We start from the raw sequence: 16420 nt of genomic DNA, 5'->3' as shown, positions 1-16420 counted from the left end.
CACCTCCTTACTGCAGAACCGCCAAAAGGTCGCGCTCGGAGAGGATCACGTACTCCTCGCCGTCAATCTCAATCTCGGTGCCGCCGTACTTGGCGAAGACCACGATGTCCCCCTCCTTGACCTCGAGGGGCACCTTCTGGCCGTTGTCCAAGATGCGGCCCGAGCCCACCGCGATCACCTTGCCCTTCTGGGGCTTCTCCTTGGCGGTGTCGGGGAGCACGATGCCGCCCTTGGTCTTGGGCTCCTCCTCAATCCGCTTCACCACAACCCGGTCGCCTAGGGGTTTAATCACGGTCTTCACCTCCGCAGCCATCTTCACTCCCCCCTTTGACGCTCAAAGGCCGAGAGTGTCAAACCAAGGGTCATTATTTTGTCCCTAGGCCCTTTTGTCAAGGGGGTTGAGGGGGGGCTTATAAACGGAGGGGCTCGTTCCCCCGCACCACCCGGAGTTCCAGGCCGTGGGCGGCGAGCACCGCTTTAAGGCCTAGGGCCCGGAGGAGCCCCGGGGTGCGGCCCCGGGCCGGGCGGCCTTTCTCCCCGGGGAAAAGGAAGTAGCCCTCGGGCAAAAGGAGGAGGACCCCTTTCCGGGCCTGCCTCGCTCCCAGGAGGGCGGCTTTCAGGAAGGCATCTTCTGCTCCTTGGGTAAGGAGGAGGTAGGTGCTCCCCCAGGGGGCGGGGGGTGGGAGGGCGGGGCCAGGGGTGGGGGCGAGGCGGGCGAGGAGGGTAAGGGCCCGGTTCAGATGGGCCTTGCCCCGGCCCAGGGGCAGGACTTCCCCGGCGGAAAGGCCGAAGCGTTCCCCCCGGGCCTCCGCCTGGAGGAGGAGCCAGGTGGCCAGGCTTGCCGCGTGGTCCAGGTAGCCCGGGTGAAGGCTTTGGGTGTCTATGTGGAGGAAGAGGCTTCCTTGCAGGCTTTTCTCCACCTCCCGCACCACGGGGTAGCCCAAGCGGGTGCTGGCCTTGCGGGCCAGGAGCCTAGGGGTGTCCCCGGGGGTGAAGGGGCGGAGGCCCTTGGCCTCCAGGGGGTCGGGGAGGCCGAAGGCCGCCGCCCGGCCTTCCAGAAAGAGGCTGGGCGCAGGCCGGTAGGGGGGAAGAGCCCGGAGAGCAGGGTAGACCAGGACCTGGCCCGCCTCCAGGACAAGAACCCTTTTTCCAAACCCCAAGGGGCTTTGGAGCCCGAAGGAGAGGCGTACGGGGTGGAGGCCCCGCCGGCGGTAGGCGTAGGGGAGGGCCAAGGTGCGTTGGCTCCGCCCCCAGGCCACCCCGGAAAGGGCCCGGGGCACCAGGCCCAAGGGGGCGGAGGGAAGGGCCTCGAGGCGGAAGAAAACCGGCAGGGGGCTTGCGAGTTCCACCCGCACCTGCCCTTCCCCTTCCCTCCCGGGAAAGCCCGGGGGGAAGTCCTGGGCGTGGGCTTGGACCCGGGTATAGGAGGGGGCGCGGTAGAGGAGAAAAAGGAGCAAAAGGGCCAAAAGCCCCAGGAGGCTCATGCGCGCTCCACGGGTGCAGGAACCGCCCGCAGGGCCTCCGCCACCAGGCCTTCGGGGGCGATCCCGGAAAGCTCCGCCTCCAGCCTTAGGAGAAGGCGGTGGGGGATGGCGGCGGCGAAGGCCCGCTTGAGGTCCTCGGGAACCGCAAAGGGGCGGCCTTCCAGGAAGGCTAGGGCCTGAGCCAAGCGCTCCACCTGGAGAAGCGCCCGGGGCGAGGGGCCAAGGCGCACCTCCTCCCGTCCCCGCAGCCAACCGGCCAGGGCCAGGAGGTAGTCCAAAAGGGCCTCCGCCACCCGCACCCGCCGCACCGCCTTCCTCAGGGCCAAAAGCTCCTCCGCCTGGGCCACGGACGCCAGGCCTTCCAAGGGGTCTTTTCCCCGCAGGGCTTGAAGGAGGGCCTTCTCGTCGGGAAGACCCAGGGAGAGCCGGGCGGCGAAGCGGTCCCGTTGGGCCACGGGCAGGGGGTAGGTGCCCTCCTCCTCCACCGGGTTTTGCGTGGCCAGGACGAAGAAGGGTTGCGGGAGGGGGTGGGTTCGGCCTTCCAAGGTTACCTGTCCCTCCCCCATGGCCTCGAGGAGGGCCGACTGAGTGCGGGGCGTGGCCCGGTTGAGCTCGTCCACCAGGAGGACCTGGGCGAAGAGGGGGCCTTTCTCCCAGAGGAGGCTTCCCTCCCGGTACAGGTAGACCCCGGTGAGGTCCTGGGGCAAGAGGTCGGGGGTCATCTGGATGCGGCTAAAGGAGAGGCCCAGAACCCGGGCCAAGGCCTTGGCGAAGGTGGTCTTGCCCGTGCCCGGAACGTCCTCCAATAGGAGGTGCCCCCCGGCCAGAAAGGTGGCCAGGGAAAGCTTGAGGGTCTCCTCCTGGAGGAAGACCCGGTCCGCTAGGGCTTCTTGGACCCGTTGGAGGAGCATAGCCTCAGGATATCCGCCAGGTAGGCTTCTGCCTCCTGTGCGCTTTCCTCCCCCAGACCCTCCCCATAGCGCACGGGTAGGTAGAGCCGGGTGAGGCCCTCCAAGGGGGCTTCCACCCTAGGGAAAAGCCCACGGACCCGCCTTGCGTACTCCAAAGGCCCCTCGGGGGGTAGGCGGGGAAGGCCCGCCTGGCCCAGGGCCTTAAGGGCGTGGAGGTAAGCCCGGCGCACCCGGTCTTGGGGTAAGGTTCGCCGGAGGGCCCGGGGGCGCCAGGGGCTTGGGGTGGCTTTCCCTTTTGCCCCGGCCAGAAAGCGGCCCCGCCAGAGGAAAAGCGCCAGGGCCAGGAGGAGGGCCAGGGTGAGGAGGGCGGAAAGCCCGGCCAGGGCCAAGCCCGCCTCCGCCATGCGCCGAGGGCCCGGGATTGAGGTGGTGGGGGATGGCTCCAAGAGGGGGGAGGACCCCGAGAAGGTGGCTTGGGCGGGGCCACGTTCCCCGCCCCCCAAGGTGCCCAGGAAGAGGAGGAAGAGGCCCCCGGCCAGGAGGGCGAGGAGAAGGGGAAGGAGGTGGACCCCCCGGTAGGGGAGCCTTTCCCCCCGCCCCAAAAGGGGCACGAGGGCGAAGAGGAGGAGAAGGAGGGCCAAGGAATGGGCGTGGGGGAGGAGGCGGTTCAGCCAAAGGGTCCAAAGGGGAAGCCCCCCTTCCGGGGCCCCATAGACCACCCCTCCCTCCGGGGGTCCATGCACCCCGCTTGGGGTAGGGAAGCGCACCTCGGGCAAGGAGGGGAGGGGAAGGTGGGGCAAGGTGAAAGAGGCGAGCCCTCCCAGGGAAAGGCCCAGAAGAAAGGGGATGGCCAGGGCATGGGGAGGGGCTTGGAAGGCCTCTCCCCGGGCTTGGGCCTGGGCCCGGGCGCCTTCCAAAAGGCTAACCCCGTGCAAGACCCCCAGAAGGAAGAGCCCGCCAGGGCCCAAGAAAAGGGCGGGGGGTAGGAGGAAGAAGCTTGCCCAAGGACGGCCCTGGGCGGCGAGGAAAAGCCCATAGAGGAGGAGGAAGAAGGAGACCCAGGCCCACTCAGAAAGCCAGGAGGCGAGGGGCTTGCCGAAGGCCTGGAGGAGCCCCGGGAGGAAGGCCCACCCCAGGAAGCCGGTAGGAGAAAACCTTTGGGCTAACAGGAGAAGGCCAACCCCAAGGGCCAGGGAGGTCCCAAAGGGAGGCGCGGCGAGAAGGAGGATTAAGGCGGCGAGAATGGGGCCCATGGCGGCTCTCCTGGCAGCCTTATAGCCTTACATCGGCATGTATGGACAATCCTTCACATCCAGAGCACAACCATTAGGCGAAAGGCCATGGAAAGCTAGAACCATCCCTCCCCCTACAACTACCGCTAGCAGCAGAACACTCCGATATTTCATCGGTAGCCTCACAAATACCCCTACTGCCAATCCGGGGTTCCGCTTCGCCAAAGCCAAGAAGTCCCTAATCCTCACCTGCCTTCACCTCCTTTTATCCCTAAACGTAGAACACTACTACTTAAGTTGTCAACCCTCCCCCCTGGGAGGTAATATTGTGTCGTGGACACGAAGCGGACTTTAGAAAGTTTACTTAATGTTTAGGGAGAGGAACGTATCCAGGTTTACAAAAGCCCCACGGACCTTTGGCGTACCGCCTCGTAGAGGAGGAGGGCGGCGGAGACGCTCACGTTTAGGCTGTCCGCCACCCCCCGCATGGGAATGCGCACCCGGGCCTGGGCCGCCTCCTTCCAGGCCCGGGGCAGGCCCTCGTCCTCCGCCCCTAGGAGGAAGGCCACCCCCTTTTGGTAGTCCTCCTCCCAGTAAAGCTTTTCCCCTTCCGGGGTGGCGGCCACCAGGCGAAGCTCCTGGGCCTTGAGGAAGGCCAAGGCCTCCTTCTCCGCCACGGGGAAAACCGGAAGGGCGAAGACCGCCCCCGTGGAGTTGCGGATGACCTGGGGGCTAAAGAGGTCCACCCCTTCCGCCACCAAAACGAGGTCCGCCCCGGCCCCGTCCGCCGCCCGCAGGATGGCCCCCAGGTTGCCCGGCTTTTCCAGGCCCACCACCGCCAGGACCAGGGGGTTTGGGGGAAGGCGCACCCCCTGCAGGCGCCTTTGGGGGATGCGGAAGACCCCCAGGACCTGGGCGGGGTTTTCCCGGGCGGAAACCCGCTCCAGGGCCTCTTGGGAAAGCTCCAGGACCGGGGCGCTTCCCGCCAAGAGGCGGTCTTCGGGAAGCGCCCTGGGTCCCAGGACTAAGGTTTCCAGGGCGAGGCCCGCACTCAAGGCCCTTTCCACCTCCCGCCTCCCCTCCACCAGGAAAAGCCCCGTCCTTTCCCGCCCCTTGCGCTCCTTTAGGGCGGCGAGGGCCTTCACCTTGGGGTTAGCGGGGCTTTGGATCCGCAAGGCGCACCTCAAACCGGGCCACCTTAGGGCCCTGCAGTTCCAAGACCACCTCCTCCACCTCCGGAAACTCCTCCAAAAGCCGGGAGAGGCGGAGGAGGATTTCTTCGTAGGGTCTAGGATCTTCCCGGTCCTCGAGGGGCTTCAGAAGCTCCTGGGCATCCTTGGCGGTGAGGGGCGAAAGGCGCTGGCCCAGGGCCTGCTCCCCCAGGGGGGTGGGAAGGAGGAGGGTGAGCACGGGGCCGAAGAGGGGGTGGGGCTCGGCCTTAAGGCGGAGGGTAAGCCCGCTACCCCTCCCCAAGGGGAGGCCAAAGGCCTTGAGGAGGGCCTCCGCCTCCTCGCGGCTTAGGCGCTTCTTCCCCTCCAGAAGCCGCCTCGCCTCCTCCAGGCGGAGGTCCGGGAGGTCGGGGAAGAAGAGGGGCTCATCCCGAAAGCGCTTGTAGGCCCACGCCCGGGCCAGGGCGATGGCCGCCGACTCGGGGAAGCGGTAGAGGGCTACCCGTCCCAACACCCGGGCCCGTACCCCCGCAGAGCCCATGGCGCAGGCGAGGAGGAGCTTCTCCCCTTCCGCCTCCGCCACGAGCCGCAAGAACTCCTCCTCGGAGGCGTACCCCATGGGCACGAAGAGGAGGAAGATGCTTCCGGCATCGCCTTCCCGGGCTTCTTGGAGCGCCCGGGCGTAGTCCTCGGCCTTGGCGGTGGAGCCCAGGTCCACGTGTTCCACCTGGAGGCCCCCTTCCCGCAGGGCCTCCAGGGCCAGGTTGGAGGGGCCGGAGGCGTTGGAGATGAGGCGCACCCGGTCGTTTTCGGGCAGGCGCCCCAGGGAGAGGAGGGCGGCCACGTCAAAGGCCTCCTCCAGGTCGTTGGCCCGGATCACCCCCGCCTGGGCGAAGAGGGCCCGCACCAAGGGGTCGCGGGAGGGGTGGACGGCCAGGATGGGCTTCTTCTTGCCGATCCTGCGCGCCAGGCGGGAGAAGCGCCTGGGGTTGCCGAAGCTTTCCAGGTAGAGGAGGATGACCCGGGTGCGCTCGTCCTCCTCCCAGAACTGCAAGAGGTCGTTGGAGGAGATATCCGCCTTGGCCCCCAAGGAGGCGAAGGAGGCGATGCCGAGACCCATACCCTCGGCGTAGGCCATCACCGCCCGGCCCAGGGTGCCCGACTGGCTGGAGAGGGCCAGGGGCCCAGCCTTGGGCAAAGGGGCCAAGGCCGCCGCCAGGCGCACCTCGGGGTGGGTGTGCACCAGGCCCAAGGACCCGGGCCCCAAAAGGCGCATGCCGTAGCGGCGGGCCTTATCCGCCAGGGCCTTGGCCTCTTCCGGGGCGAAGCCCGTGGTGAGGACGATGGCCCCCCGGATGCCCCGGCGGCCAGAGGCCTCCAAGGCCTCCAGGACCCGGTCCTTGGGCACGGCGATCACCGCCAGGTCCACGGGACCCGGGATGCTCTCCACGCTGGGGTAGGCGAGGAGGGGGCCCACGGTGCCACCCTCCCGGCCAATGGCCTCGTTCACCGGGTAGACGGGCCCCTGGAAGCGGCCGAAGATGAGGTTTTCCAGAACCCGGTAGCCGATGCTTTCCGGGTCCCGGCTCGCCCCCACCACCGCCACCCCCCGGGGGAAGAAGAAGGGGTGGAGGCTGGCGATGGTGGAAACCTTTTCCCGCCACTCAAACCGCTCCGCCGCCCTTTCCTCCAGGAGGATGTCAAACTCCACCTCCACCTCTCCCCCCTCCCGGTGGGCCCGCACCTGGAAGCCGCTTTCCATGAAGACGTTGAGCATCTGGCGGTTTTCCGCCAGGGTGAAGGCCTGGAAGCGCCGCACCCCCCGCTTGGCGGCGAGGAGGGCCAGGCGCTCCAGAAGCAAGGTGCCGAGGCCCTTCCCCTGGTAGGCGTCGTCCACCAGGAAGGCCACCTCGGCGGTGTCTTCCCCCTTGGCCCGCACGTACTCCCCCGTGGCCACGATCCTGGGGGGGTCGCCGGCGAGGACGATGAGGGTCACCTTCTCCTCCTCGGGCTTGGCGGAAAGGAGGAGCTCCGCCGCCTTTTCCGGGGAGATGGGCGAGAAGAAGCGCATGCGCAAGGACTCGGGGGAAAGCCGCCTCAGGAAGTCCACGAAGAGGGGAAGATCCTTCGGGGTGGCCCGGCGCAGGAGGGCGGCGCGCCCGTCCTTGAGGAGGACGGGGCCCTCCTCGAGGCCGTGCTGGGGCGTGGGCGGGGGCACGTAGCCCATGCCCTTAGCCTACCCCGGCTTTGGGTAGGATGGGGCCATGCTGCGCCTGGACACCCGTTTCCTCCCCGGGTTCGCCGAGGACCTCAAGGCGAACCGCCCCCTCCTCCAAGAGGCCCGGGAGCGCCTTTTGGCCAAGCGGGGCCAGAAGGGGGCCATGCTGGGCTGGATAGACCTCCCCGAGGACACGGAAACCGTAAGGGCGATCCGCCGCTTCCGCGCGGCGAACCCCTGGGTGGAGGACTTCGTCCTCTTGGGGATCGGGGGGAGCGCCCTGGGGCCTAAGGCCCTCGAGGCCGCCTTTAACCAAAGCGGCGTGCGCTTCCACTACGTGGACCACGTGGAGCCCGAGCCCATCCGGAAGCTCCTGAAGACCCTGGACCCCGCCAAGACCCTGGTGAACGCCATCTCCAAGTCCGGGGCCACGGCGGAGACCCTGGCGGGGCTTCTGGTCTTCCTGGACTGGCTTAAGGCGCACCTGGGGGAAGCCTGGCGGCGGCACCTGGTGGTGACCACGGACCCCAAGGGGGGAGCGCTTCGGGCCCTGGCGGAGCGGGAGGGGCTTACGGCCTTCGCCATCCCCGAGGAGGTGGGGGGGCGGTTTTCCGTCCTCTCCCCCGTGGGCCTTTTGCCCCTCGCCTTCGCCGGGGCCGACCTGGACGCCCTCCTCATGGGGGCGCGGAAGGCCAACGAGCAGGCCCTGGCGCCCTTGGAGGAAAGCCTTCCCCTTAAGACCGCCCTCCTCCACCACCTCCACCGCCACCTGCCCATGACCGTCTTCATGGTGTATTCCGAGCGTCTCAAGCACCTTCCCGCCTGGTTCGTCCAGCTCCACGACGAGTCCTTGGGCAAGGTGGACCGGGAAGGCCGCCGGGTGGGCACCACCGCCCTGCCCGCCCTTGGACCCCAGGACCAGCACGCCCAGGTGCAGCTTTTCCGGGAGGGGCCCTTAGACAAGCTCCTCACCCTGGTCATTCCCGAAAGCCCGGAGGAGGACCTCCCCCTGCCCCCGGCGGCGGAGCTCCCGGAGGCGGGCTACCTCTTTGGCAAAACCCTCTTTCGCCTCCTCAAGGCCGAGGCGGAGGCCACCTACCAGGCCCTGGCGGAGGCGGGGCAACGGGTCTACGCCCTTTACCTGTCCCAGGTGTCCCCCTACGCCGTGGGGTGGCTTTTGCAACACCTCATGTGGCAGACCGCCTTCTTAGGGGAGCTATGGGGGGTGAACGCCTTTGACCAGCCGGGGGTGGAGCTGGGCAAGCGCCTCACCCGGGCCTTTTTGGAGGGGGAGGGTTGAGGTGGAAACGTGGAAATGTGCCTTGTGATACCCTGGCCTTGAGGAGGCCCGTATGGACCGCCTGAGCTATATCGGCATTCAACCCAAAAAACAAGTCTTCTGGAACACCGCCTCCCCGGTGTTGGTGGAACACACCTTGAGCCGAGGCGAGGGGATTCTGGCCCATAAGGGCCCCTTGGTGGTGGACACCACTCCCTACACCGGGAGAAGCCCCAAGGACAAGTTCGTGGTGCGGGAGCCGGAGGTGGAGGGGGAGATCTGGTGGGGGGAGGTGAACCAGCCCTTCCCCCCGGAGGCCTTCCAGGCCCTTTTGGGGCGGGTGGCCCAGTACCTTTCCGAGCGCGACCTATATGTCCAAGACCTCTACGCCGGAGCCGACAGGCGCTACCGCCTGGGGGTCAGGGTGGTGACGGAAAGCCCCTGGCACGCCCTCTTCGCCCGCAACATGTTTATCCTGCCCCGCCGCTTTCCCGAAGACGACGAGGCGGAGCGCTTCCAGCCCGGCTTCACCGTGGTCCACGCCCCCTATTTCCTGGCCGAACCCCAGCGGGACGGCACCCGGAGCGAGGTCTTCGTGGGCATCAGCTTCCAAAGGCGCTTGGTGCTCATCGTGGGCACCAAGTACGCCGGGGAGATTAAGAAGAGCATTTTCACGGTGATGAACTACCTAATGCCCAAGCAAGGGGTTTTCCCCATGCACGCCTCGGCCAACGTGGGGCAGGGGGGCGACGTGGCGGTCTTCTTCGGGCTTTCCGGCACGGGCAAGACCACGCTTTCCACCGATCCGGAAAGGCCCCTCATCGGGGACGACGAGCACGGCTGGAGCGAGGAGGGCGTGTTTAACTTTGAGGGGGGGTGTTACGCCAAGGTCATCCGCCTTTCCCCCGAGCACGAGCCTTTGATCTACAAGGCGTCCAACCAGTTTGAAGCCATCTTGGAAAACGTGGTGGTGAACCCGGAAAGCCGCCGGGTGGAGTGGGACGACGATTCCAAGACGGAAAACACCCGTTCTTCCTACCCCATCGCCCACCTGGAGAACGTGGTGGAGTCGGGGATGGCGGGCCACCCCAAGGCCATCTTCTTCCTCTCCGCCGACGCCTACGGGGTGCTTCCCCCCATCGCCCGCTTGTCCCCGGAGCAGGCCATGTACTACTTCCTTTCCGGCTACACCGCCCGGGTGGCGGGCACGGAGCGGGGCATCACCGAGCCCAAGGCCACCTTTTCCGCCTGCTTCGGGGCCCCCTTCCTCCCCATGCACCCCGGGGTCTACGCCCGGATGCTGGGGGAAAAGATCGCCCGCCACGGCCCCCGGGTGTACCTGGTGAACACCGGCTGGACCGGGGGGCCTTACGGGGTGGGAAGGCGCTTCCCCTTGCCCGTGACCCGGGCCCTCTTGCGGGCGGCGCTCCAGGGGGTTCTGGAGGGCGTCCCCTACCGCCAGGACCCCGTCTTTGGCTTTGAGGTGCCCTTGGAGGTGCCCGGGGTGCCCCAGGACCTTCTGGACCCCCGCGCCACCTGGGAGGACAAGGAGGCCTACGACCGCCAGGCCCGTAAGCTCGCCGCCCTCTTCCAAGAGAACTTTCAAAAGTACGCCGATGGGGTGGACGAGGCTGTGCGCCGGGCGGGTCCCAGGATGGGCTGAAGAACTTTACCGGGCCCCCGGGCCCTTGCCAAATAGGGCCCGGGGGTATTAGGCTCCTAGGTGGCGGCTATGGTAGGGACAAATGTACTTCACCCCCAAGGGGAGCCCTTTGGCAGAATGGTAAGCGCTACCGTCTGGGGGACGGGTTTCCTATGAGCCAGACCTTTAGCCGCTACGCCTGGGGAGTCTTGGTGTGGAACGTGTTGGTGGCCCTTTGGGGGGCTTATGTGCGGGCCACGGGCTCGGGGGCAGGGTGCGGCGCCCATTGGCCCACCTGCAACGGGGAGATCATCCCCCGAAGCCCCCAGGTGGAAACCCTCATTGAGTTCACCCACCGGGCCACCTCGGGCCTGGCCTTCCTTTCCGTGTTGCTTCTCCTGGTCCTGGCCCTCCGCGCTTTGCCCAAGGGGCATCCCGCCCGGTTTGGCGCCGCCCTTTCCTTCTTTTTTATGATCACGGAAAGCCTGGTGGGGGCCTCCTTGGTCCTCTTCGGCTGGACTGCCCACAACGTGAGCGCCGAGCGGGCCGTGGTGCAGATGGTGCACCTGGCCAACACCTACTTCCTCCTGGCCGCCTTGGCCCTCACCGCCTGGTGGGCTTCCGGGGGCGCTCCCTTGCGCCTGAGGGGGCAGGGGGCGGTGGGGTGGGCGCTTCTGCTTGGGCTTCTTGCCCTCCTTTTCCTGGGGATGAGCGGGGCGGTCACCGCTCTTGGCGACCTCCTTTTCCCGGTGCGGAACACCCTCGAGGCCCTGGAGCGCTCCCTTACCCCTGGGGAGCACTTCCTGGTGCGCCTTAGGGTCCTTCACCCCCTCATCGCCGTGAGCGTGGGGCTTTACGTGGTCTTCGCCGGCTTCTTGGTGGCCCACCTCCGCCCCTCGGAGGCCACAAGGCGCCTGGCTCAGGGCCTGGCTTACCTTTACGGGGCCCAGCTTCTGGCGGGGCTCGTGAACGTCTGGCTCAAGGCCCCGGTTTGGATGCAGATCCTCCACCTCTTCTTGGCCTACGCCGTGTGGCTTCTTTTCGTGCTCCTCATGGCCTCGAGCCTGGCCCAAGGGGCGCGGCGGGTGGAGCTTGGGGAAGGCCAAGAGGCCCGGGTGCACCGGGGTACGGGGGGGGCCACCTGGAAGGACTACTTGGCCCTCACCAAGCCCCGGGTCATCAGCCTCCTTCTCCTCACCACCCTCCTCGCCATGCTCATCGCCGCCAAGGGGTGGCCGGGGACCGGGCTTTTCCTAGCGGTGGCCTTGGGGGGGTACCTGATGGCGGGGGCGGCCAACGCCATTAACATGGTGGTGGACCGGGACATTGACGCCCGCATGAGGCGCACCGCTAAAAGGCCCACGGTGACGCAAAAGATTTCCAGCCGGGATGCCCTCCTTTTCGCCTTTGCCCTCGCCCTTTTGGGCTTCGGCCTCCTGGCCTGGGCCGCCAACCTCCTCGCCGCCACCTTGGCCCTGATGGGGCTTATCTGGTACGTGTTGGTTTACACCCTGTACCTCAAGCGGCGCACTTGGCAAAACATCGTCATCGGCGGGGCCGCGGGGGCCTTCCCACCCTTGGTGGGGTGGGCGGCGGTGACGGGGGAGCTTAACCTCTTCGCCTGGTACCTCTTCGCCCTCATCTTCTTCTGGACTCCCGTCCACTTCTGGGCTTTGGCCCTCATGATCCAGGACGACTACCGGGCGGTGGGGGTGCCCATGCTGCCCGTGGTCTTGGGGGAGCGGGTCACGGTGATGCAGATCGCCCTCTACGCCCTCCTCACCGCCCTGATCTCCGTCATGCCCCTTCTTTTGGGCGAGCTCGGGCTTTTCTACCTCTTCTTCAGCCTGGCCCTGAACGCCCTTTTGTTGCTTAAGGCCCTTGCCCTCTACCGCCAGCCCGAGCGGAGGACGGCGGTTTCGCTGTATAAATACTCCATGCTCTACCTGGCCCTCTTGTTCGTGGCCATGGCGGTGGACCGGGTGCTATAGGGAGGGAGTGGATGAGACGAGCGTTTTCGGCCCTGAGTCTTTTTGGTCTGGCCTTGGCCCAGGAGGCCCACCGGGTGGCCATCACCCATCCCTTTTCCCCGGTGAACCGGGAAACCAATCACCTCCTGGTCTGGGTCTTGGTCTTCTCCGTCCTCATCTTCGGCGTGGTGGCGGGCGCTTTGGCCTACATCGCCTGGAAGTTCCGCGCCCGCCCTGGCCAGCAAGGCGAGCCACCCCAGATCCACGGGAACGACCGCCTCGAGGTCATCTGGACCCTCATCCCCGTGGCCATCATCTTGATCCTCTTCGGCCTCACCGCCCGGGCCCTCATCCAGGTGAACAAACCCATCCCGGGGGCCATGAAGGTGGAGGTCACGGGCTACCAGTTCTGGTGGGACTTCAACTACACCGAGCTGGGCTTCCGCAACTCCAACGAGCTCATCCTGCCCGCGGGGGTGCCGGTGGAGCTAGAGGTGACCTCCAAGGACGTGATCCACTCCTTCTGGGTGCCGGGCCTGGTGGGCAAGCAGGACGCCATTCCGGGACAAAAGACTCGGATCCGTTTTGTAGCGGAAAAGCCGGGCAACTACTACGGCTTCTGCGCCGAGCTTTGTGGGCCGAGCCACGCCCGCATGCTCTTCCGGGTCCTGGTGGTGCCCAAGGAGGAGTTTGACCGCTTCGTGGAGGCGGCCAAGGGCTACACGCCCCCTGTGGCGGATGCCCGGGGGCGGGAGGTGTTCCAGCAAAACTGCGTGGCCTGCCACTCCGTCCAGGGCAAGATGCCCCCTGCGGTCATCGGCCCAGAGCTCGGCTTCGTGGGCAACCGGGTAAGCCTGGCGGCGGGGATCGTGGACAACACCCCGGAACACCTCAAGGCTTGGATCAAGGATCCCGCCTCCATGAAGCCGGGGACCAAGATGCCGGGCTTCCCCCAGCTTTCTGAGGAAGACCTGGACGCCCTTGTTCGTTACCTGGAGGGGCTTAAGGTGGAGGGCTTTGACTTCCGGGCCCTGCCCAAGTTCTAGGGGAGGTTAGAGGATGGCCATTGTCGCAAAGCCTAAGACCAATGTGTGGGCGGTCCTCTGGGACCTGCTCACCACGGTGGACCACAAGAAGATCGGCCTCATGTACACCGCCACCGCCTTCTTCGCCTTCGCCTTGGCGGGGGTTTTCTCCCTCCTCATCCGGGCGCAGCTGGCGGTGCCCAACAACCACCTGCTCACCGGGGAGCAGTACAACCAGGTCCTCACCCTGCACGGGGCCACCATGCTCTTCTTCTTCATCATCCAGGCTGGGCTCACCGGCTTCGGCAACTTCGTGGTGCCCCTGATGCTGGGGGCGCGGGACGTGGCCCTGCCCCGGGTGAACGCTTTCAGCTACTGGGCCTTTTTGGGGGCCATCATCCTGGCCCTCATGAGCTTCTTCTTCCCCGGCGGGGCCCCGGCGGTGGGGTGGACCTTCTACTACCCCTTCTCGGTGCAGTCGGGAAGCGGGGTCAACTTCTACATGGCGGCCATTTTGCTCCTGGGCTTCTCCAGCCTCCTAGGTAACGCCAACTTCATCGCCACCATCTACAACCTCAGGGCCCAGGGGATGAGCATGTGGAAGATGCCCATGTACGTCTGGAGCGTCTTCGCCGCCAGCGTCCTCAACCTCTTCAGCCTGGCGGGGCTCACCGCGGCCACCTTGCTGGTTCTCCTGGACCGCAAGATCGGCCTTTCCTGGTTCAACCCGGACATCGGGGGGGACCCCGTTCTCTTCCAGCAGTTCTTCTGGTTCTACTCCCACCCCACGGTCTACGTGATGCTCCTTCCCTACCTCGGCATCCTGGCCGAGGTGGCGTCTACCTTCGCCCGCAAGCCCCTTTTCGGCTACAAGCAGATGGTCTGGGCCCAGATGGGCATCGTGGTCCTGGGCACCATGGTCTGGGCCCACCACATGTTCACCGTGGGGGAGTCCACCATCTTCCAGATCGCCTTCGCCTTCTTCACCGCCCTCATCGCCGTGCCCACCGGGGTGAAGCTTTTCAACCTTTTGGGAACCCTGTGGGGCGGGCACCTGCAGATGAAGACCCCCCTCCTTTGGGTCTTAGGCTTCATCTTTAACTTCCTCCTCGGGGGGATCACCGGGGTCATGCTCTCTATGGTCCCCTTGGACTACCATTTCCATGACTCCTACTTCGTGGTGGCCCACTTCCACAACGTCCTCATGGCGGGGTCCGCTTTTGGCGCCTTCGCGGGGCTTTACTACTGGTGGCCCAAGATGACGGGCCGCATGTACGACGAGCGCCTGGGGAAGCTCCACTTCTGGCTCTTCCTGGTGGGCTACCTCGTGACCTTCATGCCCCAGTACGCCCTGGGCTTCTTGGGCATGCCCCGGCGCTACTACACCTACAACGCCGACATCGCCGGCTGGCCCGAACTCAACCTGATCTCCACCATCGGGGCCTTCATCCTGGGCCTGGGCGGCCTCGTATGGATTTACACCATGTGGAAGAGCCTCCGCTCCGGGGAAAAGGCGCCCGATAACCCTTGGGGCGGCTACACCCTGGAGTGGTTCACCGCCTCCCCCCCCAAGGCCCACAACTTTGACGTGAAGCTGCCCACGGAGTTCCCCTCCGAGCGGCCCCTTTACGACTGGGCCAAGAAGGGGGTGGAGCTCAAGCCCGAGGACCCGAGCCACATCCACCTGCCCAATAGCTCCTTCTGGCCCTTCTACTCCGCCGCCACCCTCTTCGCCTTCTTCGTCTCCGTGGCGGCTTTGCCGGTGCCCAACGTCTGGATGTGGGTTTTCCTGGCCCTCTTCGCCTACGGCCTGGTGCGCTGGGCCTTGGAGGACGAGTACAGCCACCCCGTGGAGCACCACACCCTCTCCGGCAAGTCCAACGCCTGGATGGGGATGGCCTGGTTCATCGTTTCGGAAGTGGGCCTTTTCGCCATCCTCATCGCCGGCTACCTCTACCTGCGCCTTTCCGGGCACGCTACGCCCCCGGAGGAGCGGCCCGCCCTTTGGCTCGCCCTCCTCAACACCTTCTTCCTGGTGAGCTCCTCCTTCACGGTGCACTTCGCCCACCACGATCTCAGGCGGGGCCGCTTTAACCCCTTCCGCTTTGGGCTTCTCATCACCATCATCCTGGGGGTCCTCTTCTTCCTCTTCCAGGCTTACGAGTTCTACCAGTTCCATCACCACTCCTCTTGGCAGGAGAACCTTTGGACTGGGGCCTTCTTCACCATCGTGGGCCTGCACGGGTTGCACGTGGTCATCGGTGGCTTCGGCCTAATCCTGGCCTACCTCCAGGCCTTGCGGGGCAAGATCACCCTGCACAACCACGGTACCCTCGAGGCCGCCAGCATGTACTGGCACTTGGTGGACGCGGTGTGGCTTTTCATTGTCGTCCTGTTCTACATCTGGTGAAGCCACCGAAACCCTTTCCCCCGCCCTTGGCGGGGGATTTTACTATTTAGTGAGAGGATGCGGCTTCTGGTGGTGGACTTTGACTACTTCTTTCCCGTACCGCAGGACCCTCGTCACCCGGAGGCCCACCTTTACGCCTGGGCCCACTTTGAAACCCCTTACTACCTTCAGGAGGCGTGGGAGGCCCGCGCCCTGGCCTTTTTGCTCCGGGGGCTACCCTTGCCCCAGGCCCAGGGATGGAAAGGTTTTTGGGAACGCTTTAACTTTACCTCAGGGGCCCGGCTTTTCTACGCCGACTCCAACGCCCTGGCCTTCCACCCTAGAGTGCGGGAGGGGGTGGAGGAGGTGGTGCTCTTTGACGCCCACCACGACGCCGGCTACCGCCTCTTGGGCGAGGAGCCCGCTTGCGATGACTGGATGGTGTTTTACGCCCGCGCCGGGGCGCGGCTTGCCGTTTACTACCCCCCTTGGCGCAACCCTTCCCTGGAGCCCGAGCCACAGGTGCCCCTGGCCCGGGCCCTAGACCCCGGGGGCAAGGTGGCAGGGGTTTTCCACCGGGTCTTCCTCTGCCGCAGCGGGGCCTGGGTGCCCCCTTGGGTGGACCCTTCCTTTTTCGCCTTTTTGGAGGCAGCTCCCCTGCCCAAGGAGGCGCTGGAAGCTGTGGAGCCCAGGGAGCTGGATGTGGAGGCCCTAAAGGGGCGGGTGCGGGAGGAAGGGCTTGGCCTTTGGATCATGGACGCCTTGCGCAAGCCGCGCTAGGGGGCTATAATCGCTAGGGCTTGGGGGCCGTTAGCTCAGCTGGCAGAGCAACCGACTTTTAATCGGTAGGTCGCAGGTTCGAATCCTGCACGGCCCACCACCGAAGGCGAACCCCCAGGGCATGCGCCCCGGGGGTTTCTTGGCGGGCCCGAGAGGATTCGAACCCCTGACCTGCTGATCCGTAGTCAGCCGCTCTATCCAACTGAGCTACGGGCCCAAGCCGACCTTTAAAGTAGCACGGGAAGGCTTCCTTTGTCAATAATGTGTGGGCTTGCCTTGCAAAGGTCAGGAGGACGGGTGTATATCTCTCTCCTGATGGGC

12 protein-coding genes and 2 tRNA genes are annotated in these 16420 nt (G+C 66.1%); 7 read left to right on the top strand and 7 right to left on the bottom strand.

The features are described 5' to 3' along the window. Positions 1–7 precede the first annotated feature (7 nt). The 6 genes from groES to L0D17_RS03560 all read right to left on the bottom strand — a co-directional run bounded on the left by groES (position 8) and on the right by L0D17_RS03560 (position 7023). Complete coding sequence (groES, locus tag L0D17_RS03585; RefSeq protein WP_015716023.1) at positions 8–313, bottom strand: co-chaperone GroES; 306 nt, start codon at positions 311–313, stop codon at positions 8–10. 97 nt (positions 314–410) lie between these two features. Continuing rightward, positions 411–1484 carry a DUF58 domain-containing protein gene (locus L0D17_RS03580; protein WP_243093907.1) on the bottom strand — a complete coding sequence of 358 codons (1074 nt, stop codon included), beginning with the start codon at positions 1482–1484 and terminating at the stop codon, positions 411–413. Beyond that, entirely contained in the window at positions 1481–2395 is a 915-nt protein-coding gene (locus tag L0D17_RS03575) for an AAA family ATPase (protein ID WP_243093906.1), read from the bottom strand. Before L0D17_RS03575 ends, L0D17_RS03580 begins: the two co-directional genes overlap by 4 nt. Continuing rightward, positions 2365–3648, bottom strand: a complete 1284-nt coding sequence (locus L0D17_RS03570) for a DUF4129 domain-containing protein (protein WP_243093905.1) — start codon at positions 3646–3648, stop codon at positions 2365–2367. Before L0D17_RS03570 ends, L0D17_RS03575 begins: the two co-directional genes overlap by 31 nt. 374 nt (positions 3649–4022) lie before the next feature. Continuing rightward, on the bottom strand, positions 4023–4802 hold the full coding sequence (locus tag L0D17_RS03565) for a TrmH family RNA methyltransferase (RefSeq protein ID WP_243093904.1): 780 nt from the start codon (positions 4800–4802) through the stop codon (positions 4023–4025). Next, positions 4780–7023 (bottom strand): GNAT family N-acetyltransferase, encoded by a 2244-nt coding sequence (locus tag L0D17_RS03560; RefSeq protein ID WP_243093903.1) that lies wholly within the window; start codon positions 7021–7023, stop codon positions 4780–4782. The genes L0D17_RS03565 and L0D17_RS03560 overlap by 23 nt, the downstream gene beginning before the upstream one ends. Positions 7024–7060: 37 nt before the next feature. On the opposite strand from L0D17_RS03560, the gene pgi reads away from it, so the two are divergent. The 7 genes from pgi (at position 7061) to L0D17_RS03525 (ending at position 16199) form a co-directional block, all read left to right on the top strand. After that, on the top strand, positions 7061–8314 hold the full coding sequence (pgi, locus tag L0D17_RS03555) for a glucose-6-phosphate isomerase (RefSeq protein ID WP_243093902.1): 1254 nt from the start codon (positions 7061–7063) through the stop codon (positions 8312–8314). 52 nt (positions 8315–8366) lie between these two features. Continuing rightward, a complete protein-coding gene (pckA, locus tag L0D17_RS03550) occupies positions 8367–9956 on the top strand; it encodes a phosphoenolpyruvate carboxykinase (ATP) (protein WP_243093901.1) in 1590 nt (529 codons plus the stop codon). Positions 9957–10108: 152 nt separating this feature from the next. Further along, positions 10109–11926: a heme o synthase gene (locus L0D17_RS03545; RefSeq protein ID WP_243093900.1), complete on the top strand. Its 1818-nt coding sequence runs from the start codon at positions 10109–10111 to the stop codon at positions 11924–11926. Positions 11927–11937: 11 nt separating this feature from the next. Beyond that, positions 11938–12951 (top strand): cytochrome c oxidase subunit II, encoded by a 1014-nt coding sequence (coxB, locus tag L0D17_RS03540; protein WP_243093899.1) that lies wholly within the window; start codon positions 11938–11940, stop codon positions 12949–12951. A 13-nt stretch (positions 12952–12964) separates the two neighbouring features. Beyond that, positions 12965–15340, top strand: a complete 2376-nt coding sequence (gene ctaD, locus L0D17_RS03535; RefSeq protein WP_243093898.1) for a cytochrome c oxidase subunit I — start codon at positions 12965–12967, stop codon at positions 15338–15340. Between the two features lie 57 nt (positions 15341–15397). Next, positions 15398–16099, top strand: coding sequence for a hypothetical protein (locus L0D17_RS03530; RefSeq protein ID WP_243093897.1), 702 nt, complete (start codon positions 15398–15400; stop codon positions 16097–16099). Between the two features lie 24 nt (positions 16100–16123). Next, positions 16124–16199 (top strand) — tRNA-Lys (locus tag L0D17_RS03525). 40 nt (positions 16200–16239) lie between these two features. Here the strand turns inward: L0D17_RS03525 and L0D17_RS03520 are convergent. Then, a tRNA-Arg gene (locus L0D17_RS03520) sits at positions 16240–16316 on the bottom strand. Positions 16317–16420 lie beyond the last annotated feature (104 nt).

Origin of the sequence: Thermus thalpophilus, from assembly GCF_022760915.1 — a bacterium.
In the GTDB taxonomy this organism is placed as follows: domain Bacteria; phylum Deinococcota; class Deinococci; order Deinococcales; family Thermaceae; genus Thermus; species Thermus thalpophilus.
This window is presented reverse-complemented; position numbering and strand designations above follow the sequence as displayed.

Excerpts from the sequence above, each read along its gene's own strand:
- groES (WP_015716023.1), bottom strand. The coding sequence starts at position 313 with ATGGCTGCGGAGGTGAAGACCGTGATTAAACCCCTAGGCGACCGGGTT.
- L0D17_RS03580 (WP_243093907.1), bottom strand. The coding sequence starts at position 1,484 with ATGAGCCTCCTGGGGCTTTTGGCCCTTTTGCTCCTTTTTCTCCTCTAC.
- L0D17_RS03575 (WP_243093906.1), bottom strand. The coding sequence starts at position 2,395 with ATGCTCCTCCAACGGGTCCAAGAAGCCCTAGCGGACCGGGTCTTCCTC.
- L0D17_RS03570 (WP_243093905.1), bottom strand. The coding sequence starts at position 3,648 with ATGGGCCCCATTCTCGCCGCCTTAATCCTCCTTCTCGCCGCGCCTCCC.
- L0D17_RS03560 (WP_243093903.1), bottom strand. The coding sequence starts at position 7,023 with ATGGGCTACGTGCCCCCGCCCACGCCCCAGCACGGCCTCGAGGAGGGC.
- pgi (WP_243093902.1), top strand. The coding sequence starts at position 7,061 with ATGCTGCGCCTGGACACCCGTTTCCTCCCCGGGTTCGCCGAGGACCTC.
- pckA (WP_243093901.1), top strand. The coding sequence starts at position 8,367 with ATGGACCGCCTGAGCTATATCGGCATTCAACCCAAAAAACAAGTCTTC.
- L0D17_RS03545 (WP_243093900.1), top strand. The coding sequence starts at position 10,109 with ATGAGCCAGACCTTTAGCCGCTACGCCTGGGGAGTCTTGGTGTGGAAC.
- coxB (WP_243093899.1), top strand. The coding sequence starts at position 11,938 with ATGAGACGAGCGTTTTCGGCCCTGAGTCTTTTTGGTCTGGCCTTGGCC.
- ctaD (WP_243093898.1), top strand. The coding sequence starts at position 12,965 with ATGGCCATTGTCGCAAAGCCTAAGACCAATGTGTGGGCGGTCCTCTGG.
- L0D17_RS03530 (WP_243093897.1), top strand. The coding sequence starts at position 15,398 with ATGCGGCTTCTGGTGGTGGACTTTGACTACTTCTTTCCCGTACCGCAG.